Origin of the sequence: Clostridium sp. KNHs205 (assembly GCF_000702945.1) — a bacterium.
Classification (GTDB): domain Bacteria; phylum Bacillota; class Clostridia; order Lachnospirales; family Lachnospiraceae; genus Anaerocolumna.
In genome coordinates this window covers 2,399,436-2,424,572 of sequence record NZ_JNLE01000003.1, presented here as the reverse complement: position 1 = coordinate 2,424,572, position 25,137 = coordinate 2,399,436, and the positions used below count along the sequence as shown (strand labels likewise).

Sequence of the window (25,137 nt, the reverse complement as noted above, 5' to 3'; positions counted from 1 at the left end):
AAAAGAAAAATCCTATTTTAAAAGCCTATCCCTGGTATTCCCTTTCCAGTGATACATTTCGGTGCAGCCTGCTTGGATCTGCTTGGATCATTCCAGCATCCATCCATCATGATTCTTTCATTAAACGTATCAGGCAATTTGCGCAAAACCGAAAGAACGAATACGCCTATTGAAAGGTATTTAGAAGTCCTTTCTATGAAAATTTTGTGCTATCTTATAAAGCAGATTGTTTGAGCGCAGCGAGTTATCTGGTTTATAAGATGTCAAGCACAAAATATTCATAGAACCAGGACTTCTTATACCTTGAAATTGAAGTATGAGTCTTTCGGTTTTGCGCACATTGCCGTCCCCTTGTGAAAAACTTCCTTTTGAAGTTTCATCTCACACCCTTTATTAAGATACTCGTATTAATCCCCCCAAAACCAAAGGAATTACTCATAGCCAGCCTTATAGAAGCTGGCACCGCTATTTTTCCTGCAAATAAGAACTCGTGGCAGCTGGGTTTCTCTAAATTAGCATTTGGATGAATAAAACCGGAATTCATTTGGAGGATAACAGCTATAGCTTCCACAACTCCGGCTGAAAATAAACAGTGACCGGTTAACCCTTTTGTAGAGTTGATTATTATCCTGGAAATATTCTCTTTATAAACTCCTTTTATAGCCTCTAGTTCCGTATCATCCCCCAGAGGAGAAGAACTTCCGTGTGCATTGATATAATCCACTTCCTCCGGTTTTATTCCCGCTGTCTCCAGGGTCCTTGCCATTGCTTTTATTTCACCGGCAAGACTTGGATTACTGGACCTGTTACCATCAAGATTTATCACGCCTCCAAGAATTTCGGCAAGAGGTCTTACAGCTCTTTGTTCTGCCGACCTTCCGGATTCTAAAATCAAGCAGCCGGAAGCCTGCCCATAGAGAAATCCTTCATGTTCTTCATCAAATGGACGGCAGGCCTTCTCAGGCTCGCAGTAATACTTTCTTCCGCCCATGGCTCCTATATTATAAAAGCCCTGAAGTTCCATATTCGTCAGCTCCGTTAATGCCCCCACTACCACACAGGCATCAGCAAGCCCCAGCTGCAGTAACTGCCAGGCCTTAATAATACCTGCATTCCCGCTGGCTGAGGCTCCTCCTACCGTAAACCCTTCACCGAAGATACCAAAAAGTTCACTTAAGGTGCCGATATAGTCCGTATCCATAAACTGCAGGGCATATTGGGGTGTCAGATATTCCGGATCCTTTTGAAACTTATCAAAATAACCCTCTCTGACACTGTATGTAAGATTACTGCCTGTCACTATAATCGCAATTCTGTCACCGGAAATAGCTCTATTAAAAAGCTCAGCCTGACAATATGCCTCCAGAACACAGGATAATGCTGCTTTCATGGTAAGAGGAGCTCTGCGGGCAGTTTTTCCGGCTCTATCAATAAAAGCCGTGGGTACGCTGGCTGAAGCCCCATAATAATCCATTCTATTGTCAAAAGAAAAGGAATTAATATCAGCTCCTATGATACTTACATTATTAACCTTTTTACCTTCAAGATACCGAAAGCCCTGGTGACCGTTTCTTAAACCATGTTCAAATTCAGGAATTGAGTCTGCAATCGCATTTACCACTCCCATACCGGTTACATAGACAGGTTCTTTCTTTCCATGATCTATAAGAATTTCCCCTCCCGGTATCATGACACTTTTTTTGAATATACCAGATCAACAATACCTTGGATATTTTTAAGCTGCCCGAATTCCACAAGAGGAATTTTTACCCCCAGTCTTTCCATCAGCTCGATAATAATATCCATCCGGTCTACCGAATTTGCTCCAAGCTCCTTTAAACTGTCTTCTATGGTAATTTGACCGGGGTAAACCTCCGGCAATATTTCAGCTATTATTTCTTTCATTATCATAAAAATTTCACTCTTATCCATAAGATTCTCCCTTTATTTTATGCTTTCAATAATCGAAAACGATTGTTTAGAAATGCAGCAGTTTCTCCAAGCATCAGCAAAGCTATCTCATCCACATGCCGGTTCTTCCAGGGCTCGTATTTGGTACCCTTTATCCATTGATTAAAAGCTCCCAGGGCGGGTCCGCAGTGTACCTGATAATCTACTTTGGAATCAGCATCTCCGGCTAAGGCACTTTTTGTGCTGTAATGAAAATACCATTTAAAAATCATTGCCATTTTATTTTTGGGATTTTTTTCTGCTTTGCTTATTTCTTCCGGAGAATAATAGTTTTTCAGCTCCTCATAGATACTGTCAAAGCTGCGCTTAAAGTATCTTTCCTGTATCTGGTCCTTGGTTTTGCTATCAATTTCATCAATGGAATTGAACTGACGGTATAAATCATAGAGCTTATTGGCTCTTGCAGGGAAAAACAGGCCTTTTTTAAGTACCTGCACTTTCGCTCCGAATTCAAACATATCTCCCGCAGGAGCATAGTCCGTATCCTGAACGTTCATCTGCTGCAACAACTCCTTTACCGCTTCACTGGTGCCTGCTTCTACCGTACATTGATTAATGGAGCCGGTAACAATAAAATCTGCACCCAGAATAAAGGAGGCTCCTGCTGCCTCCGGGGTACCGATACCGCCGGCTGCTCCAATGTGGATTTTTCTTTTATAACGGAACTTCTCCATCATTTCATCTCTGAGTTTAATAATGGCAGGAAGAAGGGTATAGGTTACTCCGCAATCCGTATGCCCTCCTGAATCTGCTTCCACGCACAGGTCATTGGCAACAGGTACACTTTGAAGCATTTCAGCCTCGGAAGCAGTAATCTTTCCTTCATTTAATAACCTGTCAATAATTCGAACCGGTGCCGGACTCATAAAAGCCTCTGCTACTTCTGGCCTTGATATCTTTGCAATAATCTTATTGGTACTTTCGATATCTCCCTTTTCATTCCTTAACAGGCCTTTCGCTTTGTATCGTACAAGAGCAGGCGTAATTCCCATAAAGGCCGAAGCTTCAATTACTTTCACCTGATATTTAAAATATAAATCGATGATCCTTTCTTCTTTTTCCGGGTTATTGGGATCATATAGAAAATTCATACCATAAGCCTGTCCCTGACTTAAATTTTTCTGAATATAATTTATGGAAGCCTCAACCTCTTCCAGTGATAAACCACCAGTGCCCAAAAATCCTAACATCCCGGCTTTTCCCATTCTGACTACCATATCTTTTGAAGAAACACCTCGATACATAGCACCGGTAACATATGCATAACGCAGATTGTAATCCCGCTTAAACTCCTCGCTGCCCAGAGAAGCATAGGTGATATCTGTAGCTGACTTGTTTTCACCGTTATCCTTGCCTGTATCAGAACATTCATTGCTGAAATTCTCGTCTTTCTTATCTGTCTCCTTCTGCATAAAATATTCCTTATATTCATCACGGTCAATCCTAATAGGCTCTGCTTCTGCCTTTATATGTCTGATAAGTCCGGTAAGGGTTCTGCCGATTCCGATTTCTTCAAAAGCTATCTCACCTAACCCCAGCAGCAACCGGATTGTATCTGTCCACCGAACGGAGTGGGTTATCTGCTTGATTAAATTAGCTTTAAGCTCGTTTTGCTTATAAGGTCTGGCAGATACATTGGATATTACCGGTACTTTTAACTCTCCAAATTCAAAATCTTTCAGGAACTGTTCAAACAGTTCCCCTGAGTCTTTCATATACCTGGAATGAAAAGCTCCGCTGACATTCAGTATTGAAAATAACTTAACCTCTGAGTTGCCCTCAAAAACAGTTTTCGCCTGAAGAATAGCTTCTTTTGGACCTGATATCACGATTTGTGAGGGGCAATTATAATTTGCAATATCAATCTGACTTAGACCTTCTGCTTGCAATATATGGGATATTTCTTTTTCCTTCAGACCGATAACCGCTGCCATTCCACCGCCCCTTGCCTGGCCCATTAATTCTCCTCTTTTTTTAACGAGTTTTAAGCCGGTTTCAAAATCAAAGGCTCCCGCTGCATGGAGGGCATTGTATTCCCCCAGACTATGTCCGGCTACAAAATCAGGGCTTTCCTGTGTTTCCTTTCGTTTCTTAAGATAGGTCAGAGCATTTACCGTATACAAAGCCGGCTGTGTATATTCTGTAAAACCTAATTTCGACTCAGGATCCTCCAGACACAGTTCCTTTATGGAATAGCCTAATATTTTATCCCCGCGGGATACAAGCTCCGGGAATTCTTCAAATAACTCTTTTCCCATGCCCTTATACTGAGCGCCTTGACCTGGAAATACATATGCCTTCATATTTTACCTTCTTTCTACTAATCTTATATATTTGTAATATCTAACGATAGCTCAATTAACTTTGGATAGGTTATGGAACAGACATAAGTATCAAAAACAAAGGTGAATGCCGAATACTGCATAAAATGGGTAAAGGAAAGCTTAAAATACTTATCCTGATTCTCTATCTTTTCCACTTCATATAATTCCAGCGGAACCGTCAGCCCGGTCTTCAGGCATTTAGCCAGGGCTTCCTTGGCAGTCCATAAAATAACAAAAGCTAAGGCTTCCTGCATTGCCTGATTTTTTATCAGAGAAGCTTCATGGGCTGTTATATTATTTTCCAATACTTTTTTTACATTTCGATTTACTTCCTCAATGTCAATTCCCATAATAAGCGTTTCATCGTAAACCAGGGAGGCTGCGCAGGTTTCACAATGAGAAAGACTTCCCCCCGGACTTCTTAAAGCTTCCAATTCTATTACCGGTTGCCCGAAAATACCATTTTTAATATTAATATTTTTAAACTGAACTTCCTTACTATACTGAGAAACTGCTTTTTTTAATGAATACCTTCCGTACAGGTAACTTTTAAGCCTTTTATCACTTTTGATAAATTTCAAGTAATCCTGTTCTTCGGAAGTTAAAAATGGAATAAGCTGATGGCTCTCGTTCCCGTTCATATATGTAAGATTTAAAACGACCTCATATCTGCGTTCCTGAGCTTTTCCTTCCAAATAATAATTTACAGAAAAGTCCTTCTTCCCATTGATTGTTTTCACCTCCCGGGTCAAAATAAAAACAACCCTTCTTTCAAGGATTGCTTACCAATTGTTTTATTTAGCTTACTGGCAGTTTCATGCCTTTTGGTGAAAGACATAGCTTCGCCATGGATATTTTTAATATCCCCATTCTTCTTATACAAAGATTTTAATATCAACTAGCCGAAACATAGATTGATATTTTTCATCTCTTTTTGATAGCCTTTGATAATAACTAACAGTATTTCTTCTAATTGTGATAGAAGGCAGCGTCTTTTGCTGCTGTGAATCCGATTAAAGGTCGGTTTATGTTTCAATAAATATAATAGCACTTTTATAACTTCAAATAAAAAATGGCCTTTATTGGTAGGAAATCCGGCTTAAATTGCAGAATTCATACGGGCATACTGATATTCCTCCAGTATTTTGCTCATAAAGACTTCTGTGTAATTACCTTCTATAAATTCAGGTTTGCCAAGAAGGAACTTTAAGAAATCCACATTGGTATTTATTCCTTCTATGTTCATTTCCTCCAGACATATGTACATTTTTTTGACAGCCTGCTCTTTATCCGGTGCTTTACAGCATAATTTGGCAATCAGGGAATCATAATAAGGTGACACTGTACTTCCGCTGCCATATCCGCTTTCCACCCGGACATTTAAACCACCGGGCATATTCCATTTCGTAATCTTACCGATGGAGGGCATTCCGCCTTTTAGTGTATCTTCAGCCAGGATTCTGCATTGCAGGGCATATCCGTCAAACTTTATATCCTCCTGGGTTACACTTAAGCTTTCTCCTTCAAATATCCGTATCTGTTCTTTTACGATATCAATTCCCGTAACCATTTCCGTAATGGTATGCTCTACCTGAAGCCTGGTATTCATCTCCAGAAAGTAATAATCTCCGTTGGAAAGTACTAAGAATTCTATTGTACCAGGGCCTGCATACTTAATGTGTTTTGCAATTTTCAGCGCATCCTCATAGATTTTCTGCCGTACCTCTTCCTTAATGTTTACGCACCTTGCTTCTTCAATTACTTTCTGATTTGCCCTTTGAACCGTACATTCCCTGTCACCTAAATGAATGACATTTCCAAAGGTATCACCCAATATCTGAACTTCAAAATGCTTGAAGCCCTGTACGGCTTTCTCTATGAGCAGTTCATTGTTATTAAAGGCAGCCTTTGCCTCTATCCGGCAAAGATTATAATTATCCTTTAGCTTTTCCTTCTCCTTAACAATACGGATACCTTTTCCGCCGCCTCCGTGAGTTGCTTTTAACAATACCGGAAAGCCTATAAGTTCTCCTAATTCTTCGCATTCATCATAACTGTTAACAGGTGCAGTGGCACCTTCTATAACAGGAACCTGGCACTCTTTGGCAATAAGCTTTGCATTACTCTTATTCCCAATGGCATCTATTAATTCACTGGCAGGTCCTATAAATCCAATATTGTACTGTTCACACAGTCTGGCAAATTCACCGGATTCAGCCATAAATCCAATTCCCGGATGTATTGCATCCACATTATATTTTGTTGCTACAGACAGAATTTTGTATACGTTCAGATAAGAGTCCCTGGCGTCGCCGATACAGACCTTTTCATCTGCGATTCTTAAGTGCAGGGAATCCTTATCAACATTGGAATATACAGCCACCGTGCTTATTCCAAGTTCTCTGAGGGCCTTTATTATTCTTACTGCAATTTCTCCTCTGTTTGCAACCAACACCTTATTAAATTTTCCCATCATCCACTCACCTTAATAGAAAGCAATTCCTGATCGCATTCAACCAGGCTCCCATCAGCAGCTAAAATTTCCTCGACGATACCATCAACCGGCGCCACGACATCGTTATATACTTTCATTGCCTCTATAACCCCTAAGACACTGCCTTTCTTTACTGCCATTTTTCCACCTTTAAGGCTGTCCGATACAGAAAATGCCCCAACAAAATTTGATTTAACGATAACGTATTCTGTTTCCTCCACGCTGCCTGTTTTACCGGCTGTATTATTACCGGGCTTTTTATCCAGAGCAAGGATTTCTGTGGTTTCCTGTACCAGCTTTTCTAAGTCAGCACCTTCTTTGGTTACGACACTTTGATATTCATATTTAACATCGCTTTCAGCTAAGATGCCTTTTTGAAAGGATAATTCTTCTCCATTCAGGGAGTATTTAAAATAGTTCAGTTCTGACTTTTCACAGATTTCCAGGATACTTATTAAATTTTCACCATTCATACATTATACATAATACGCTAATATTATTTTCCCCTTCCTTTTATTTTATCTGTTACGCATCAAAGCGTCTTAGAACATCCTCTTTCAGTTTTCTTATATTGCCGATTTCACGGAATTTATTTCTTCTGGCTTCCTTCAGTTCCATTCCCGAGAGTTTTTGTAATTGTATGATTTCTTTATGTAAGATGCTTCTAAGTCTTTCACACAACTGCTCAAAGGTTCCTTTCTCACTGATTACCCGGTCAATTATTCCTGCCTCATAGATATCACTGGCTGTCAGTTTCAGATGTTCAGAGGCCAGACTTGCCTTCTTGGAATCTCTCCATAAAATGCTTGCACAGCCCTCCGGTGATACTACCGAGTAGATTGCCTTCTCCAGCATAAATACTTTATTTGCCACTCCAAGGGCCAGGGCACCACCGCTGCCTCCTTCACTAATGACTACGGATATTACCGGAACCCCAAGCGCTGACATTTCGAATAAGTTTCTTGCGATTGCTTCTGCTTGTCCTCTTTCTTCTGCGTTTATTCCTGGAAATGCACCCGGTGTATCGATAAAGCAAATGATGGGCCGATTAAATTTTTCCGCCTGTTTCATAAGCCTTAGTGCCTTTCGATACCCTTCCGGCAGCGGCATGCCATATTGCCGTAATTTACTGTCTGCCAGGTCTTTTCCCTTGTACTGGAAAATAACAGTAACCGGGATGTTGCTTAAATATGCCAGACCGCCAACAATCGCCCTGTCGTCTCCAAAGTATCTGTCTCCGTGCAGTTCAATAAAATCCGTGAATACATTATTCGCAAGTTCCATGCTCTTAAACCGTTTTTCGCTTCTTATACTGAGGATATTATTCCAGGTACTGTTTTCCTGTCTGTCCATTTCTGTCTTTTCGCTGTCCAGATTATGAATTTCATTACTCACCGTGTTCCCCCCTTAATCTCATATTAATAAGCACAGGCATCCGCCTTTGGTGTTGCATGGTACTTTAACAGCCGGAATAATAATGCTTTTAAATCTTCCCTGGGAACAATTGCATCCAGAAAGCCATGCTCCAGCAGATATTCCGAAGTTTGAAAACCCTCCGGTAATTGCTCCTTAATGGTCTGTTCAATTACCCTCTTCCCTGCAAAACCTATCAAAGCGTTGGGTTCTGCCAGAATAGTATCTCCTAAAAAAGCAAAACTGGCACTTACTCCCCCTGTTGTGGGATTGGTTAGGACGCTGATATAATAACCGCCAGCTTCACTGAACTCCTGCACCGCAGCTGCTGTCTTTGCCATCTGCATAAGGGAATAGATCCCTTCCTGCATCCTGGCGCCTCCCGAAGTTGAGAATATTATGACCGGAAGCTTACGTTTTTGTGCTTCTTCAAACAAACAGGCTATTTTCGTGCCGACAGTAATTCCCATACTGGCCATAATAAATCTGGAATCCATAATTCCCAGCATTATACCTATTCCGTTAATTTCACCATAACCGGTTACGATTGCTTCCTTTAAACCGGTTAATTCTGCTGCTTTTTCATATTTTTCTTCATACCCTGGAAATAATATGGGATCCTGAAAAGACAATTCTTCATTTAATTCTTCAAAGGTTCCTGCATCAACAATGGAATCAAGTCTGTCTGAAAAAGTCATGGTATTGTATGTACCGCATTTATTGCATATGTAATGTTCCCTCTTAAACCTGGTATTTTCATGAACATATCCGCACCTGCTGCATTTTCGAAATGCAATTTCCTCCACTTCTCTCTACCTCCAATCTGTTTTTCTTAACGGCAACCTGATAATATATTTATTTTAATTAATGGTATGGTAACATAAAAGAAAACCAATGAATCATTCTGTCCTTAAACGCTCAAATTATGGGCATAAGAAGTTATTGGGAAAGTGTTAATATATTGGGAATCCTGTCACTTATAAAACTAAGCAGGCTGTAGCCAATACCTGATATGCCAGTCATAAAACCCGGATGGTAGTATTCGGATAAGGTAATGTCAGAACTGTCCTTTAATATTCCTGTTGCCAGGCTTGCCATAAAAGAGTTATAACCTTCCATGATATCTTTATCTCCACTATATCTGGCATAGGAATTTACAATATGGATATTTCCGCAATTGCCATGACATAAGCAATAGCTGTCTCTTAACGGGTTTACTGAGATATTCTTTAACGCCCTGTCCATGTCCCTGGTAAGTCTTTCTGAAAATTCACTGCCAAGGGTATCAAGGAGTGCCATCCTGCTTAATAGAATTCCGCCTGACCCATGGCACCAGGAAACAGAACTTTCTTTCTTTTTTCCGTCCCGCAAATCTGACCAGTTATTCCGCTCTGAATCATATAAACTTTCTTCATAGGTTAACAGGTCATTAATAAATTCATCATATTCTTTCGTATTGGCTGTTTTTGACAGAAGGGCTAAAGCAAGGCTGATTCCGCTGTTGCCATGGGAAAGCCCACCTAAGGGAACCTCACAGGAACTTAGCAGAAAACCGGCTCCGTAAGGCATATTAACTGCATTCTTTATCAGTAGATCGGCTGCTTTCCTTGCAGTTACCAGATATTCCTCTTCACGGGTCAATTCATAAAGATTACATAGGACAATTATTACACCTGCATTTCCATTTAGAAGATCAAAGTCTTTGTCCTTTTCGATTAACCCTGTAAGAATCTGAACATGTCTTTTTGCATAATTCAGATAGATTAAATTTCCTGTGACTTTATATAAGATCTGATAGGTGTAGACAAGAGAGGCTTCCCCGGTAAAGGCACCTATCCCTTTTTCCTTTTTATGGTTTGTATCCTTATTATCCAAACTTAAATCCGTATAGGCAAAGAGGGTTCGGTCTATTACTTCACACAACCTGGTATACGAAGATTTTCTTCTGATTGTATTTAATATATTTATAAAGATTGCAACACCTGCTATCCCGTCATAAAGATAAGGATTCAGCGGTTTGAAAAACTTATTATTTTCCCTGGTTCCATTACTGAAAATTCCGGTCCAGTTCACTTCCGTTAAATTATTGTTGAAAATTGCCTGCGCCACCAACCCGTCGCCAATTTTTTCAGCTGCCTGAGCTACAAGCTCTCTGTCAATTATCGTATCTTTCATAGATTCCTTTCTTCGAATAGCTTGTGCCCGGAAACTGCTTGTACCAATCCGGGCGTTCCTATTTTCAGGATACAGGTCCATGGTTATTCGGATAAATACCTCTTGTTTTTCCATATGCGAATAGCTTAAATTATCTATCCGTTCACACAAACTGCTGTAAGCAGTCTTATGAAAGTAGTCTTCCACTCTGGTTCCATCGGAGAATATTAAAGCTTTCCCGTCAGCTTCCATATAAAACTGGGGAATATCTCCTTTCATTAATTCTCTGACTTCTGCTTCCACTATTTTATTTCTATATTGAACATGGCAATTACAGTTTTCATAGAGCTGGTAGAACAATATATTCCTGTCGCTGCCATCCATCATAAAATCCGGATGATAGGATGCCGTAAGGAGAGAGGAATAGTGCTGGGTATCTCTTACTAAGTATCTGCTTTTTGTGTTTTTTACTTCTTTCAGGAGCTCTTTCAGCTCACCTTTCTTCTCAATAGAAAAGGTATATGCCAGATGAAAACCTGTCAGCAGATCTTCTGTAAATTGGCTCTCATTGATATCTCTGCCATTTAATGAGGGAAGATTCTTTCCCCCAGTAGTTTTTGGGTATCGATATTCTATGGATATATCAGAGGTTCTGTTATTTATAATATAAGGTATTTTAAAGGGTAATTTCTGACCTGCACCTCCGCTAATACCGCTGACATTTACTCCCTTACCCTTTGTTTCCCAATGAAACACCGGCAACAAGCCAAGGTATAATACAGACTCACTTAAGGTTCTTTTCACTTCCGCCTCTGCAGTATTTTCTGCCTCCGGCTCTGTTCCTGTTAAGGTTTCCAGGTCAATAATAACCGGAAACTCACCATGCGCTATTAAATTTTCGTAGTGGAGATCACTGGTCTTTAAAAGATAAGCTGCAAATAAATTAATCCCCATCCTGGTATAGTAATGTTTCATTTCTTGTATATTCAGGCAGCTTTTATGTAGGATTACTTCTTCCCAGCCGTGATTCCCTCTGTTCAAAATACTTCTTGAAAATCCCGGTATATTGCATTTTTCCGATATCCAATTCAAGAAATTTTGATAAAATAATTCGTTTGTCAGTGAATGAGGTTTGTAGATTACACTTTTCCCATTATCAAAGGTAAGCTTTATTACCGTTTTAGAACCCTGGTGACTATCCGCTATGTCTGCGTCAAAAGAAATAATCTTACCAAATGGTTCTCCATAAAAAATCTTCCGGACAATCTCTTCCTTATCCTCTTGAAGTGTGTTAAGCACTCCTGTCAGAAAATCTGAAAAAGAAACAATGGTTTCCAGAATACCTCTTAGCATTACAGGATAGTTTTCACAGATTTCATATATATAATTAATATCCGTTAAATAATTCTCCTGATAATATTCATATTCCTCCTGTGAATTGCAGCCCTTTAAATATCCCTCTGCTTTCAAAAAATGAATCTCATTAATTAAGGTTCTAATGCTTATAGTTTTTATCTTTTTATGGATAACCTTTAAAAAATCACGGGTAATATCCTTATAATTGATATCAGCTGGAAGATCCATTTTAAAATAATACTGGGCTAATTTAAGAAAATATCGATAAAAATAAGCAAAATCCTCATGTTCTTCATAAAAAGCAGGCATTTCACCGGAGAATAAATTGCTCTCGAATATAAAAGCCAATTCCCTGATTCGGTTGAATATATCACCAGAAATCTCAAATTCACCGTTATTCAAATGATTAACAATACCTGGATTCTTATATAGATGATTCATGGTTCCTTTTCCCAGTAGCTTTTCCCAGTAAATTTTACTTTCATTGCTTACGGATAAATTACTTACCTTATAATTTCTTTCATATATAACACTGCTTTTATCAAGATTTATCATATACTGTCCCCTGTCATGTACCTTCCTTGTAATTCGTAAAAACATCTGTTTTGTAAGACTCTGGTATTGATATACGCTACAATTTTCACCTTATTAAATAAATAAGAGGAGACAGCACTTGCTTGTCTCCTCTCTTCTTTGAGATATTCCATTAGCAGCAGATTAAAGTTAAGAATCCGCTGCACCCAACTGTAATTGTATAAATCGCATCTGGATTTTTACTCTCCCTTAAAGAAACGATTTCACTGATTTCTGCTGGTATATCTCCGGCTGGATGATTGAACTGGTTCCCTGTTTTTACTCTTGTTACTTTTGTTGTCATTTCCTTTACCTCCATTTAATAAATTTTTTTTATCCCATCATATCATTGCATGATTGTCCGGCACCAACTTGTACGCCAATGACAATATTATGTCTCTAATCAGCAGTTTAACGTTACAATTATTTCAAACAGATTGTCATCATAATTATAATCCAGCAGACCTTCATATTGATTTACTATGGTTTTAATACTCCAGAGCCCTAACCCATGTAAATTTTTATCTTCCTTTGAGGTAACAATTAAATCATTTAAGACCTTGGGTTTACGAGCCAGGCTATTACTTACTTTTACAATTAACATGTTGTTTTTCTTCTTCATAACCACATTGATCCACTTCTGAGATTTCTTTACTAGATAACAGGCCTCTATGGCATTATCAAATATGTTGGATACAATTGAGCATAAATCATCATCTCTGATTTGGACATTGCCTATTTTCTCAATGTCAGTTTCCACCTGGATGTCATATTTTGTGGCTTCTGTAAGTTTATAATTAAGTATGATATCCAGTATCTGATTCTCCGTATTAACGGTATTATCCAGTAACCGTATTGGCTCCACGATGGATTCTATGTAGGCAAGAGCCTGACTGGAATCATTGTTCATTAAGTATTGGTGCAATATATTCATATGATTTTTTAGATCATGATATATACTGGAATTCTTTTTATATAATGTTGATAAATTACTGTAATTCTGTGCGGTCATCTGCTTATATACTTCCGCAAGATTAGCCCGTTCCAGATTATCCCTGTAAATGATATAAACAATTGCAACCGTTACGCACAAGATGCACCATATCAGAAAACATGTCCACTGTAACATCATATCTCCGGTTATATTCTGCAGATAAATCCTCTGAAAGTAAACCGTGGCACTGCCTCCGCCAATTACAAAAGCAAGCAATAGCCTTTTATATTTATAGATATAAGTAATCTTTCCTTTGAAGGCCCTCTTTAAAATATGATAAAGAATGGCCCAAATCCCCAATAATACTAATGTGTAGATAAATCTTTCCCTGCTGTACAGTGTTGATATCCGGTAGCCCAGATCAATATTATCTTCCAGCAGGCTAATAAGAAACGTAAATAAGAGCTCACCAAACACACTCAAAATAATATACAGATTAATTACCAAAAATCTTACCATGAACTTTTCATAATAAAGAAAATATGTCATGACAGATAAGTAAAGAATTATTACAAAAATTAATATATTTGAATAGGTCACTACCTGGCTGTTCAGGAAACTGATAATAGCCAGGGGCAGCGATAAAGCTATTCTTAAAAGCATCTGCCTTTTATGATTTCCTTTACACTCAAACAAACAGCTTAAAAGACAGAGACATAAATCAATTCGGAAAAAGCAATGTAAAAATTCAACAATCTGGAATATCAGCATTAAACATTTACCCTCCAAAATTGAATTATTTTCTTTTTCACTTCATTCATATGGGATCTACTAATAGACAGATTAATACCGTTGCGCAAAATAACAAGATTATTATGGATTTTCATAATATGAGGGGCATTCACAATAAATCCCCGGTCAATAATTAAAAATTCTTCAGAATTTAAGTCATTATATACATCGGATATGCTTTTTCTTTCTCTGCTTTCTCCGGCTGCAGTAACAAATATAGAATTTTTTCCTTCTTTAAAAATATAATAGATGTCTTTATAGAATATTTTTTCAAACCTGGAGTTTGTCCTAATGATATAGCTTTCTTTTTCCCTGTTAACAATCTCTGCAGTTAAATCTTTCAGAGCAATGGGCAGTTTTTTATTGATAAGGGATTTTGGTATGTACCGGCTGATATTAAGCTCATAACCTTCAATTGCATACTCCATGTGGGAAGTTATAAAAACCACATAGCATTCTTTCATTGTCCGGTTAATTACTTTGGCTAATTCCAAACCATTTATATTCGGCATCTCAATATCCAGGAAACAGATGTCAAAATATTGATGTTCTTCCATATCATAAATAAAGTTCTTAGGGTTTTCATAACAGCTCACACGAAAAGGAATGCTTTTATTTCTGAAGAATTTATTCACTTCCAGTGCAATACTGTCAATATTCACCCTCATGTCATCAACAATAGCAATTTTTATCATATAATACCCTCCCCTCAGAAGATTAATATACAAGGTATTATACCAACATTTTACTAATTTTCAATAAAAAATGTGTAATATTTACATTTATTAATGTCATGAAAATAAACTTCGTCTTTATTTATGACTAATTCATACAATTCCTTTCCTGAAATATTATGGTTACAATAGGAATAGACCCCTATTTCTTTGTTGTTTACCTTTTCAATGATATCATCTACAACTGTAATAATGAGCATCTTATTCTTTTTAGAGGAGGACCATTTTCCTATCATGCTTCTCACCTGGGGTCTGGTCAATTTTATTTTCTTTGAATGATAGAACTTATTTGGAAACATTAAGCTTCGTTCTGTTCCCAAACTTTTTAAGATATCGTCAAATTCTTTCTGGCAGGATTCATAAGTAAAGCCCATTTCCAAATATGCTTGAATAAGCAGGGCTGCTACTTCCAGATATTTCAGATCCCTGCCTATTAAATAATAGCCCTGTAAATGCTTGATGCTCATTAAGAATGTTTTATTAATTGAGATTCCTTTATATTTCAAACATCCTGCTGCTAGTTTGATTGCTTCCAGGTAGTTTCTGGATTGTTCCGTATTGACCAAAACAATACCCCCTTAATTTTTATTAACTTAACTTAATAATTTAATTTTATCTTTACCCAAAGCTAATTGTTTCTTATGCTCGTACTATCCTGCAGTGGCAGCTTCGTCAGTTTCTTCTTATGTAAAACGCCTTGTTTATCTCAGGTTATTTAAAGGCAAATAAATTCTTTTTTGCCACATTCAGCCGGAAATCAATAAACTTGCTTCTGTCATTTATATTAAAATAGATATTGTCCTTTAAAATCAGCCCAAAAGGCTGCCCAGGATAGACCCCGTAACAATGCCCCGGAAATATAATCGTATTCTCGCTGATTGTATTCCTTAAAAACTGTAAACTATCATACATATCAGATGCATCCTTACTGGTATCACAAAGCCCGCAGCCTTCATAAAATAAGGTATCCCCCGTAAATAGATTATCAGAAATCAAATAGCAGGCACTTCCCCGTGTATGCCCAGGTGTTAATAAAAGTCTTACCTTAAATGAGGATAGCGGCAATAGTTCCAGATTCTCTGCATAGTGGAGATTCTTACAGCTGTATCTATAATGCTTCGCTTCAATTCCTGATATATAAACCTCTGCATCAAAGGTACTAACCAAAGCTCCTACCAGGTTCGTATGGTCATAATGGGAATGTGTCAGTAAGATTGCTTTAACTTTAAGATCATTTAAATTCAAATACGAAATAATCTTCTTTATCTCCCATGCCGGATCAACAATAAGGCACTCCTTTGTTCCGGCTTTACTTATGATATAGGTATAATTTATATAATTGGCCCATTTACACCTGATGGTATTCACTTTGCAGCTGCTTTCCATGTTATTCCTCCGCTTTATAATGCCTCTTTGTCAATTATTTAATGCTCCTTCTTGTGATACTCACCACTGCAAATCAGGAACACAGCAACACTACACATCCATTTAATAATACTCTTAACTGAAGCTTATTTGATTTTTAATACTCTCTTCTCCGTATCTTTCAAGACAGCGAATAGCAATATCAACAAAACACTGTTTATTCAGGAAATCGACTTGTATTTTAGCACGTCCCTTTCTTTTATTGATCTTCTTAATGATTCCTTTATAATGAATTAAGGGCCCGTCTATGATATTTACTTTTTCGTCTTCCACCAAAACATCAGATATTCCGATAACCCCTTCCTGATTAATCAGATCAATGATAACACCAATTTCCCTTATATCAATTTCCTGAAAATAGTTATCGTTTTTTAACATCCTGATGATATGGGAGCTTTTATGATTCTTCATGATTTCATAAAGTTTTACGATTTGATCTGTTCCGATCAACACATAACTGGGGAAAAGTGTCCTTAGGACATACGTTCTCTTACCTTCATGATATTCATATATGCCTCTCTTTGGGACAACTACTTCATAGGTATCCTTCGGGCTGAATAACTCATAAAGTTTCTTCAGGTTTTCACAAACTTCATCCTCTTTCCCTGTTCTGACAAACAGCGCATACCAGCTCATTTTCTCTCCCCCTGTATCATCTGATAGTTAGGTCATTGGGTTATATTGCATAATATATATAACATCAACTAATGCAATAAATTTTTAGTAAGTATACCACAACGAAAAGTAAATTATATAAAATGGCTTCTTTGGAAGAGTTTTGTCCTTAAATTCTAAGAATGCAAATAACTTTCAGAAAATAGGAGTTGTTTAGAAATACTGGAGGATAGGGATTGAATTTTGTCATGTAGTAGTTATAGAAGAAAAAAGTAAAAGTGATTTTCTTGCCATCTGTAAATCCTTATACCTTGTTTTCTAGCGTGTTTAGAAAATGAGAAGCAGCAAAATCGGTAAGAACTCCTTATCTCTAAGGAGTTCCCATGTATCTTATCCAATCTTCCTTCTCAAACTCTTCCTGCTGTCGGATCAATAGAGCCACACAGCTGATGAGGCTAGTTAAGGTCAGACTCACAAATTTACTGATTCTGCTGCAAATCAGTGTGTAATCTTATCAGTATCTATACTTTCACAATATTCCATCACAAGCTTTCCATTTTCTTCTGCCAGCGGATAGATTACATAACCGGAGGTAAAGTACTTTTCACCATTTCCACCCCAACGGTCTCCATAGTACAGGGCCTGGCCGTTCACCTTCAGGATAAAAGCTGCCTGGCTGCCATAGGTAGTTTCATCACCAATCTCTTTCAGACTGCCCCAGTTACCTTCCATAGAGTCGGCCACCGCATATTTTCCCTGATTCGGTGCCCAGCCGGTACAAAAGGAAGAAATCATATAATATTTCTCCCGAAGCTTCACAACTGCCGGGGCTTCACGGTACTCTCCCTGCCACAATTTATGCACCAGACATTCCACATTCATATAATCATCAGTCAGCCGGTATACATGGAGATCTGCATTGTCTCTGGTTGCTGAGATAAAATAGGCCTTACCGTTATCCTCCTGAAAAAGGGTGCAATCTCTGGACATATATCCATATGGATTGAAATGACCATGATAAACAAAATCTCCCTCCGGAGTGTCGCAGGTAGCAATCCCAACCGCTGCCTCCTGATAATCCTTTCCGTTTTCAAAATGAGCCCAAAGAACAAATTTTTTGGTCATTTCATTATAAAGTACCTTGGGACGCTCCAGATTCACCTTTTTGCCGTCCTCATTCTGCAGCTGAATTTTCGTTCTTACACGATAGGCTTCTGTTCTGGATTCTGTGGTCAGGATATGGTTACGAAACTCCCAGTCTGCCAGATTTTTTGAACGATAGCAGCTGACATAGTATTTTTCCCGCCGATCTTCGCCATACCAGTAATAATAACCGCCAAAAAATATGATACAACCACCGTGGGCATGAATCGGGTTGCCATCCCTGTCCCTCCACAGGGCTCCGTTTTCTAATACACTCATCTGTTTTCTCCTTTTGCTAACTATTTACTATTAAGTATTATCATAGTTGATATAACTTTTTCTCTTGCATCCAATCATATGCCATGCTTCTTCTGCCCAGGCAAATCAACTTTTGATTCCCATGCAAGAAATACTCTTGTAAAGCTTACCTGGCATTGCTTCTACAATTTTACTTCATTCAGAAATACATTTTATGCATTACAGTACTTATGATTTATTCTGTTAAAAGGCAATCATAGGTATAGATACTCCTTTTTCTTCTGTTGGACTCTGCTGTCCGTCTTTAACCATATATATACTACTGCTGCACTCCCTCACACTATCCAGTATCTCTGTGTAGGGTTGGGAACAGATATCAAAGAGACCGATATTATAGTTTTCTCCGTCGAAACGCCCCAGCACAAACTGATCGTAGCACTGGAAATAATGGCACCCCACTCCATAGGGATGTGCTGCTACCCGCTCGCAATAGTACCGGTAAGCTGTCCCTCTGTCCTTCTGGCTTGCAACCCCTTCCAGACCGGTGGCGGTTGGACCTGCATCCAGCGCACCAAAGTGAAATTCTCCAATCATTACAGGCAGATCCACACCAAGGTTCACGATATTTTGAATATTCTCAGTAGGATCCACGGCATAGCAGTTGATGGAGAAAACATCGAAATTTTCCCAGCCCGTTACCAGCTCCGGATCGGACACCCAAGCCCAGCGCATGCCGAGAATCATATGATTGGAATCAACTTTCCTGCATTCCTGACAGGGAATCTCTACATAAGCCCGCAGCATTCTGGCAGAAAATTCTCTCATATCCTTTGCAGCGTCCTCGGACCAATGGGAAACCTTCTCCATGGACTGATAAAAATCCTTAAAATCCTTAAGTTCACAGTGATAAGCCTTATTTAACTCTGCGATTTCACCATATTTTTCTTTGAGAAAACGAATCAGCTCCTCCTTACATACTGTCCTCTCAGTATTATAGAGTACCTCATCCGCTAACACCAGATGGTCCACGAAGGCCCAATTCGGTTCATTTCTTAGAAAATATCCAATCATAAGCGGGTCATTTCTTCGTTTCTTCAAAGCCTGTGCGCATCTTTTGGCTTCTCTGGCGTATTCTTCACTTAGCACATCCGGGAAATCTCTGAAGATCATAGTGCTGGTACCAGGAAATTCAGGGAGAGACGTCACATAAGGCATATCGGTAGTTCCAAACAGACCTTCATCACTCCAGTTGCCCAGGGTATTCATGCCATATTGGCGCAGCTGACCTGTGATCAGCTTCTGCCATTCAGGATACCAGTTCTCCCCCAAAGCCCGGTACAGATTCGCCTGGCTATAGGAGAATAAAAGCCCCTCTCTTCTGGACTTTTCCTTTACTTTCTCTTCCCTTGTCTTACGGAACATATTGTGATATTCCGGATCTTCTGCTGCCGGGAGCCAATCCAGCCATTTCTCTACGCCATCTACCCGGCAGTCCGCCCCAAGACCTACACAGTCTGTCCCCACGCTGAAAAATGCATATCCTCTCGGATCTGCCAGAAACCATCTTCCACCTGCCTTATATTTCGTAAAGAATCCTGTTGCTTCTCCCAGCTTTTTCTGCTTCCATCCTCCAAACTCCGACCAGTCACTGGCAGGATACTCCCCACGGCTTTCGGCTTTCTGCTTTTGAAGGATTTCTTTCAGTTTATCAAGACCCCTTACTTTAGACTTCCAGAATTTCTGCTTATTCTGACCGAGTTCATCAACCAGCTTTGCCTCCGGAAGTAAATGAAAGGTGGGGTAAGCCTCTGTGAGAGTCATATCAGACACCTTTAATGTTATATCATGAAAGACGGGAAGTGTCTCCAGAACAATCCGTTCAATTTCTTCCGCTGCCACTCTTCTGCCATGGCAGACTTGCTTAAGCTGCCCGGCATTGGACTCGGGAAACAGTACATGGCCATCCATCCAATTCCGGTCAATGCAAATTGGTGTACGTACTCCCGGAAGAATACCAAACTGCACATCAAAGGCCAGAGATTTCCCTTCCCCCTTCACATAGACCCGCAGGGCCAGAACCACACTATGTTCTTCACATGCTTCCAAATAGAAGGACAGATACCTTTCCTGACAGTTAATCAGTTCAGAAAGGGTTATCCCTGCACCTTCTGCTGCTATCCTTAGTGTAGTAGTTCCCTCATCTCTTTTTAATAAGGTAATTCCATTTTGAATTACTCCACTCTGAATCATAATTTTCTGCATAATACATACCCTCCTTCTAAATAAAATTTTCATACTACTGCTTCATTTTCCTGTATTCCTTTGGTGTCACCTCATATCTGCCTTTGAAAAGCTTAGAGAAATACTGACTTTTCTGATAGCCCACCTGTTCCATGATTTCGTGAATTCGAAGTTCCGTCTGTTCCAGAAGCTGTGCTGCCTTCTGCAGCCTGACCTCCGTAATATAGTTAGACAGATTCTCGTCTGTAGTTTCTTTAAAGATTTTTGACAAATAGGCAGGATGAAGATGTGCGATCTCTCCCAGGGCATCCAGTGACAGATTTTCCCCGTAATTATCCTCTATATACTTCTTTATACAGGTGATAACATCTCTCTGATCACATTGCATTCCCTTAGCCCTGCTCTGTTTATCCCCCTCCTTGTGAAAGCTTTTCCCCAGTACCCTTCCCAGAGATTCTTCAAAATCCTTCTTTATCACTGGCTTCACCAGATATTCTGACACCCCATAGCGTACAGCCTGCTGAGCATACTCAAATTCACTGTATCCGGATATAATCATAACCTTGGTCGGATAGTGATTTTCTTTAATAATTCTTGACAGATCCAGCCCTGAAATCTTAGGCATCTTAATGTCAGTAATCAGAAGCTCCGGATGGTGTTCCTGAAGAAGATTCCTGGCCATGGAACCGCCTTTTGCTGTCAGCACCTGTGTAAAGCCATAACTTTTCCAGTCTACCAGCTTTTTGATATATTCGATCATATAGGGTTCGTCATCTACGATTAATACCATCATTCTCCATCTCCTCCGGTAATACATATATAGTAAAGGATACCATCAGTCCTCCCCAGATGCTCTTTCCAAACCGAAGTCCCGCAGATTCATCATAATAATTGACCAGCCGCTGGTTTACGTTCCACAGACCGACACTCTCCTCTTCATCCCGTTCTTTTTTGGAAAGCCGTTTAAACAGTGCATCAATTTCCTCTTCCGTCATCCCATCTCCGTCGTCAGAGACCTCAAAACGCAGAGCACCACTTCCCAGTTCATATACCTTGACGTAGATATGCCTTGCATTTTCCCGTTCTTCAATGGCATGCTCTATGGCATTCTCAATGATTGGCTGGAGAATCAGCGGGATAATGTTCTTATTATAAAGGTCTTTGGAGGCCTCTATGGTATATTCAAGGTCTTTTCTCATTGCAGTAATTGCAAGATAAGCTTTCGCATAGGATATTTCTTCGCCGATGGTGGTGATGGTTTTGTTCTTGGTACAATACCTGTAATAACTTGACAAATGGACTGCCATCTCTGTAACCGCTTCCGGCTGATCTGCCACCGTTACAATATAAGAAAGACTGTTGTAAAGAAAATGAGGATGAATCTGAAGCTGTAACTGCCGAAGTTCCGCCTGATTCCTTAGCTGCTGCTCTTTTAAGGTAGATTCGATCAGCTGGCTGATTCTTGTCACCATGCGGTTAAACTGCCGAAAGACATAACCAAACTCATTGTTTGGCAGTACCATAATCTGTGCTGTAAAATTTCCTCCCTCGACCTGCTTTAACTTTCCGGTTAAAATCCTTAGCTGAAGCAGAATATTGTTGTAATACAAAAGCATGAAGATCAGACCAATCATAAGAAGGACAACCAATAGGCTTCCTGTGATACGGTTTATATTCGAAACCGGCCGCATCATCTCCTTGAGAGGATAATAAGAGACCAGCTCCAGTCCATTCTTTAAAGCTCCGGAGCTTACAATCTGATATTTCCCTTTTCCAATATACTGATAACTGGCAGATTCTCCACTGGTAAAACCATTACTCCTGTATCCGCCTTCAAGTCTTTCACCAGCCAGGTTTCTGTCAGCAGGGTTTCTGTCAGCAGGGTTTACACCTCCCCTCTCACTCATGGAACGGAGCAGTTCTTTCTCTGTCTCACTACCGGAGAAAAGACTCTTATTCTGTGAATAAAGGAGCATCGTTCCTCCCCCTTCCATGCCGGAAGCCATGGTCTTTAGTTTATAAAGATAATCCCGCTCCATCCGTATGATCAGGTATGGTTCATCATCGGTATCGTCCCAGTCCGTGACGTATTGCCTTGCAAAATAAACTTCATTTTCATAGATAAACCACTGGTTGTCCTCCACTGGCTCCAGCATAACATCCTTTACTGCACTGAGAGCAGTGGTGGTGATGATACGCTGGGACCTCGGCCAGTACAATATGAACTGTGCCATCCCCACATTGCTCTTCTGCCGTCGTCTCAGATATTCTTTCATCTGATTGACATCCGTTACATACCGATAAGCATCATATTCCTCTATAAGGGTAAGATGCAGTGTTTTGAGATCATCACTATTAAGGATTCCATCCGCTTCAATTTCGATTTCTTTGATTTTCTGTCCAAGCAGCATCTTTGAATATTCCATCTGAATCTTTGCAGCCTGCATCAGAGACTCCTTCAGACTGGAGGTGCTGTATATGTACAAGATGGCAAAACCTGCTATAATCATAACCAGAAATACTGCAAATATATTGAAAATTGACCTTATTTTCTTCATATTCCACCCCAACTTTATGTAATTCCAAAATTTCCGGTATCATTATAGCAAATTAATCTTTGCATTACTATATGAGTATAAGGAACCGCTACAATATTGTAACAGTTCCTTATTGATAGGTTTTATTTTACAGACTGATACCACTCATTAATTTCTTTGGTGATCTCATCTCCGCCTTGGGCTTTCCAATCCTGGACGAATTTGTCGAAAGCCTCCAAGGTTTCTTTGCCATAGATGATATTGGTATATACCTGCTTCTCCATGGTCTGAAGCTGTTCCCACTTCTTCTTCATCGTAGCGGTAGGTTCACCGTTGAACAGATTTGGAAGCAGTTCATCTCTGTGTGCATTGGCTAACGCATAACCTTCCGCCATATCCGGTGCTGTTTCAAAATCAGCTGTTGCCCTGATCTGTGCACTGGATTGTGCCTCTTTTCCTTCTTTGACATCTGCGTAAGCCTGCATTGAATCAAGTGCCGGAGCATTCTTCATAACTGTTGATTTACCCGGCATAAATGGATCCGTTACGGCTGGGTCAAACAGTTTGGAATCAAAAACCACCTTATCACCTACCACATCATAATCATAATTTTCCAGATATCCATATTGAAAATCACCGGTACCAAAGGCCGCATCATACAGCCAGTCATAATAGGTGAAAAAGGCTTCCATGTTATTAAAATCTTTGTTGAACATCAGCCACCCGTCGTTGATCTGGGCGGCCTGGTAGGTTGGCTCTCCATTGTCCTGAAGGATATTCGGATATGCTTTAATTACAGCCTCCGGCGCTACAGATGTAACATCTCTTACGGAATTGATTGCCCAGGGCCTTCCGATAAAGATACCTGCTTTGCCTTCAGTAAATTGATTCATGGCATCCCAGGCACCGGTTGCGGCAGCTTCCTGAAAAATCCACCCATTTTTATGCCATCCTGCCATACGCTCCAGGGTCTTTTTGTTGCCCTCATCAATAGAACCGTAGGTCAGATTGCCCGACTCGTCTTCCTGCCAGCTTCCAGGAATATGTTTTCCGGTATTTGCAGAGAAAAGCGTAACGGGATCTGCTACCCAGCCGCTGTTGTAGATGCTGTCCCCCTGGTAAGTGAAACCATAGGTATCAGACTTTCCGTTTCCATCAGGATCATTCTCAGTAAATGCCTTTATGACTGCTTCGAACTCCTCCATATTAGTGGGAGCCTTAAGTCCCAATTTGTCCAGCCAATCCTGGCGGATAATCATAACCTGTCCTTCTGTTAAAGACGGAGCGCAGGCAATACCATAGGTCTTGCCATCCTTGGTCACCGGATAAAAGGACTGGGGATACTTATCATAGATCTCTTTCAAACGCTCCGGCATATATTTTTCAATATCATCATCTATTGCTTTTACACGTCCGGATTCTATCATATCTGCAATCATCTGGGTTCCGTATACCGGAAATACATCCGGCAGTTCCTCTGAACCTGTCAGTGCCAGGCGCAGCTTCGTATCATAGTTGCCCGCATCTCCGCCAAGAAGCGTGGTCTCCATCTTGATTCCCAGCTTTTCCTCTGTGAGCACTGTCATGGGATTCTTATTGATGTCTTCTCCCTCTCCGTATCTTCCCGTATTCTCGTCCAGCTGTTTTGCGATGGTGATGGTGATAGCCGGCTCATACTTACCGTCCCCATTCCTGGTAGCGGCAGCTTCCTTGCTGCCTCCGCTGTTCTTACCGCCGCAGCCTGTAAGGAGCAGTGCGGATACCAGTAAGATTGAAAGGATTGCTTTCTTGTTTTTCATAATACCTTCCTCCTGATTGATTTAATCTGCTTTATTTCATCTGATTTATTTAATCATAACCTCTGATTCGAAGTTGTTGATTCTTTTGGTAAGTGCTCTGATTCCATCTTTGAAACTGCCTTGATTTTTTGGAACTATCCGTATTCCTTTTGGTACTGCCTTATTTCAGCTTTGTACCTGCTCCGATTCATATTTGAATAATCTTGATTCCTTTTATAACTGCTCTGATTTCTTCTGGAACTGCACTGATTCCTTTTGGAAATATCCTGATTTCTTCTGGGACTGCTCTGATTCCTTTTGAAATGTCCTGATTTCTTCTAGGACTGCCATGATTCTCCTTTGATATTATTATGATTCGATTTGTAGCTGTCCTA

At 39.7% G+C, this 25,137-nt stretch carries 20 protein-coding genes; all 20 read right to left on the bottom strand.

What is annotated here, in order from left to right:
* Positions 1–376: 376 nt before the first annotated feature.
* Positions 377–1,690, bottom strand: a complete 1,314-nt coding sequence (locus BR73_RS0110400; protein ID WP_051685115.1) for a beta-ketoacyl synthase N-terminal-like domain-containing protein — start codon at positions 1,688–1,690, stop codon at positions 377–379.
* A complete protein-coding gene (locus BR73_RS0110395; protein ID WP_033165469.1) occupies positions 1,687–1,932 on the bottom strand; it encodes an acyl carrier protein in 246 nt (81 codons plus the stop codon). Before BR73_RS0110395 ends, BR73_RS0110400 begins: the two co-directional genes overlap by 4 nt.
* Positions 1,933–1,949: 17 nt before the next feature.
* On the bottom strand, positions 1,950–4,274 hold the full coding sequence (fabD, locus tag BR73_RS0110390) for an ACP S-malonyltransferase (protein WP_033165468.1): 2,325 nt from the start codon (positions 4,272–4,274) through the stop codon (positions 1,950–1,952).
* A 23-nt stretch (positions 4,275–4,297) separates the two neighbouring features.
* Positions 4,298–5,047: a 4'-phosphopantetheinyl transferase superfamily protein gene (locus BR73_RS0110385; RefSeq protein ID WP_033165467.1), complete on the bottom strand. Its 750-nt coding sequence runs from the start codon at positions 5,045–5,047 to the stop codon at positions 4,298–4,300.
* 347 nt (positions 5,048–5,394) lie between these two features.
* The gene (locus tag BR73_RS0110380; protein WP_242860656.1) at positions 5,395–6,771 is read right to left on the bottom strand and encodes a biotin carboxylase N-terminal domain-containing protein; all 1,377 of its coding nucleotides are present in this window, start codon (positions 6,769–6,771) and stop codon (positions 5,395–5,397) included.
* On the bottom strand, positions 6,768–7,262 hold the full coding sequence (locus BR73_RS27325) for a biotin/lipoyl-containing protein (protein ID WP_051685114.1): 495 nt from the start codon (positions 7,260–7,262) through the stop codon (positions 6,768–6,770). The genes BR73_RS0110380 and BR73_RS27325 overlap by 4 nt, the downstream gene beginning before the upstream one ends.
* A gap of 52 nt (positions 7,263–7,314) precedes the next feature.
* On the bottom strand, positions 7,315–8,184 hold the full coding sequence (gene accA / locus BR73_RS0110370; RefSeq protein WP_051685113.1) for an acetyl-CoA carboxylase carboxyl transferase subunit alpha: 870 nt from the start codon (positions 8,182–8,184) through the stop codon (positions 7,315–7,317).
* Between the two features lie 23 nt (positions 8,185–8,207).
* Entirely contained in the window at positions 8,208–9,008 is an 801-nt protein-coding gene (gene accD / locus BR73_RS0110365) for an acetyl-CoA carboxylase, carboxyltransferase subunit beta (RefSeq protein ID WP_051685112.1), read from the bottom strand.
* Between the two features lie 133 nt (positions 9,009–9,141).
* On the bottom strand, positions 9,142–12,267 hold the full coding sequence (locus BR73_RS0110360) for a type 2 lanthipeptide synthetase LanM family protein (RefSeq protein WP_033165464.1): 3,126 nt from the start codon (positions 12,265–12,267) through the stop codon (positions 9,142–9,144).
* A gap of 151 nt (positions 12,268–12,418) precedes the next feature.
* Positions 12,419–12,589 carry a hypothetical protein gene (locus BR73_RS28725; RefSeq protein WP_156034682.1) on the bottom strand — a complete coding sequence of 57 codons (171 nt, stop codon included), beginning with the start codon at positions 12,587–12,589 and terminating at the stop codon, positions 12,419–12,421.
* A 99-nt stretch (positions 12,590–12,688) separates the two neighbouring features.
* A complete protein-coding gene (locus tag BR73_RS0110355; protein WP_156034680.1) occupies positions 12,689–13,882 on the bottom strand; it encodes a sensor histidine kinase in 1,194 nt (397 codons plus the stop codon).
* Between the two features lie 107 nt (positions 13,883–13,989).
* On the bottom strand, positions 13,990–14,706 hold the full coding sequence (locus BR73_RS0110350; RefSeq protein WP_033165462.1) for a LytTR family DNA-binding domain-containing protein: 717 nt from the start codon (positions 14,704–14,706) through the stop codon (positions 13,990–13,992).
* 53 nt (positions 14,707–14,759) lie between these two features.
* Positions 14,760–15,311 carry a hypothetical protein gene (locus BR73_RS0110345; RefSeq protein WP_033165461.1) on the bottom strand — a complete coding sequence of 184 codons (552 nt, stop codon included), beginning with the start codon at positions 15,309–15,311 and terminating at the stop codon, positions 14,760–14,762.
* 145 nt (positions 15,312–15,456) lie between these two features.
* Positions 15,457–16,131, bottom strand: a complete 675-nt coding sequence (locus BR73_RS0110340; protein WP_033165460.1) for an MBL fold metallo-hydrolase — start codon at positions 16,129–16,131, stop codon at positions 15,457–15,459.
* Positions 16,132–16,245: 114 nt separating this feature from the next.
* The gene (gene loaP / locus BR73_RS0110335; RefSeq protein ID WP_033165459.1) at positions 16,246–16,806 is read right to left on the bottom strand and encodes an antiterminator LoaP; all 561 of its coding nucleotides are present in this window, start codon (positions 16,804–16,806) and stop codon (positions 16,246–16,248) included.
* A 477-nt stretch (positions 16,807–17,283) separates the two neighbouring features.
* Positions 17,284–18,207, bottom strand: a complete 924-nt coding sequence (locus BR73_RS0110330) for a family 43 glycosylhydrolase (protein WP_051685111.1) — start codon at positions 18,205–18,207, stop codon at positions 17,284–17,286.
* Between the two features lie 222 nt (positions 18,208–18,429).
* On the bottom strand, positions 18,430–20,448 hold the full coding sequence (locus BR73_RS0110325; protein WP_033165458.1) for a beta-galactosidase: 2,019 nt from the start codon (positions 20,446–20,448) through the stop codon (positions 18,430–18,432).
* Positions 20,449–20,482: 34 nt separating this feature from the next.
* The gene (locus tag BR73_RS0110320) at positions 20,483–21,220 is read right to left on the bottom strand and encodes a response regulator (protein ID WP_033165457.1); all 738 of its coding nucleotides are present in this window, start codon (positions 21,218–21,220) and stop codon (positions 20,483–20,485) included.
* Positions 21,198–22,985: a histidine kinase gene (locus tag BR73_RS27320; protein WP_051685110.1), complete on the bottom strand. Its 1,788-nt coding sequence runs from the start codon at positions 22,983–22,985 to the stop codon at positions 21,198–21,200. The genes BR73_RS0110320 and BR73_RS27320 overlap by 23 nt, the downstream gene beginning before the upstream one ends.
* A 122-nt stretch (positions 22,986–23,107) precedes the next feature.
* Entirely contained in the window at positions 23,108–24,763 is a 1,656-nt protein-coding gene (locus BR73_RS0110310) for an extracellular solute-binding protein (protein WP_033165456.1), read from the bottom strand.
* Positions 24,764–25,137 lie beyond the last annotated feature (374 nt).

Coding starts and splice junctions, on each gene's coding strand:
- BR73_RS27325 (WP_051685114.1), bottom strand. CDS start 7,262: ATGAATGGTGAAAATTTAATAAGTATCCTGGAAATCTGTGAAAAGTCA.
- BR73_RS0110360 (WP_033165464.1), bottom strand. CDS start 12,267: ATGATAAATCTTGATAAAAGCAGTGTTATATATGAAAGAAATTATAAG.
- fabD (WP_033165468.1), bottom strand. CDS start 4,274: ATGAAGGCATATGTATTTCCAGGTCAAGGCGCTCAGTATAAGGGCATG.
- BR73_RS27320 (WP_051685110.1), bottom strand. CDS start 22,985: ATGAAGAAAATAAGGTCAATTTTCAATATATTTGCAGTATTTCTGGTT.
- BR73_RS0110340 (WP_033165460.1), bottom strand. CDS start 16,131: ATGGAAAGCAGCTGCAAAGTGAATACCATCAGGTGTAAATGGGCCAAT.
- BR73_RS0110380 (WP_242860656.1), bottom strand. CDS start 6,771: ATGATGGGAAAATTTAATAAGGTGTTGGTTGCAAACAGAGGAGAAATT.
- BR73_RS0110400 (WP_051685115.1), bottom strand. CDS start 1,690: ATGATACCGGGAGGGGAAATTCTTATAGATCATGGAAAGAAAGAACCT.
- BR73_RS0110350 (WP_033165462.1), bottom strand. CDS start 14,706: ATGATAAAAATTGCTATTGTTGATGACATGAGGGTGAATATTGACAGT.
- BR73_RS0110395 (WP_033165469.1), bottom strand. CDS start 1,932: ATGGATAAGAGTGAAATTTTTATGATAATGAAAGAAATAATAGCTGAA.
- BR73_RS0110320 (WP_033165457.1), bottom strand. CDS start 21,220: ATGATGGTATTAATCGTAGATGACGAACCCTATATGATCGAATATATC.
- BR73_RS0110330 (WP_051685111.1), bottom strand. CDS start 18,207: ATGAGTGTATTAGAAAACGGAGCCCTGTGGAGGGACAGGGATGGCAAC.
- BR73_RS28725 (WP_156034682.1), bottom strand. CDS start 12,589: ATGACAACAAAAGTAACAAGAGTAAAAACAGGGAACCAGTTCAATCAT.
- BR73_RS0110310 (WP_033165456.1), bottom strand. CDS start 24,763: ATGAAAAACAAGAAAGCAATCCTTTCAATCTTACTGGTATCCGCACTG.
- BR73_RS0110355 (WP_156034680.1), bottom strand. CDS start 13,882: ATGCTTTTAAGAATAGCTTTATCGCTGCCCCTGGCTATTATCAGTTTC.
- loaP (WP_033165459.1), bottom strand. CDS start 16,806: ATGAGCTGGTATGCGCTGTTTGTCAGAACAGGGAAAGAGGATGAAGTT.
- BR73_RS0110325 (WP_033165458.1), bottom strand. CDS start 20,448: ATGCAGAAAATTATGATTCAGAGTGGAGTAATTCAAAATGGAATTACC.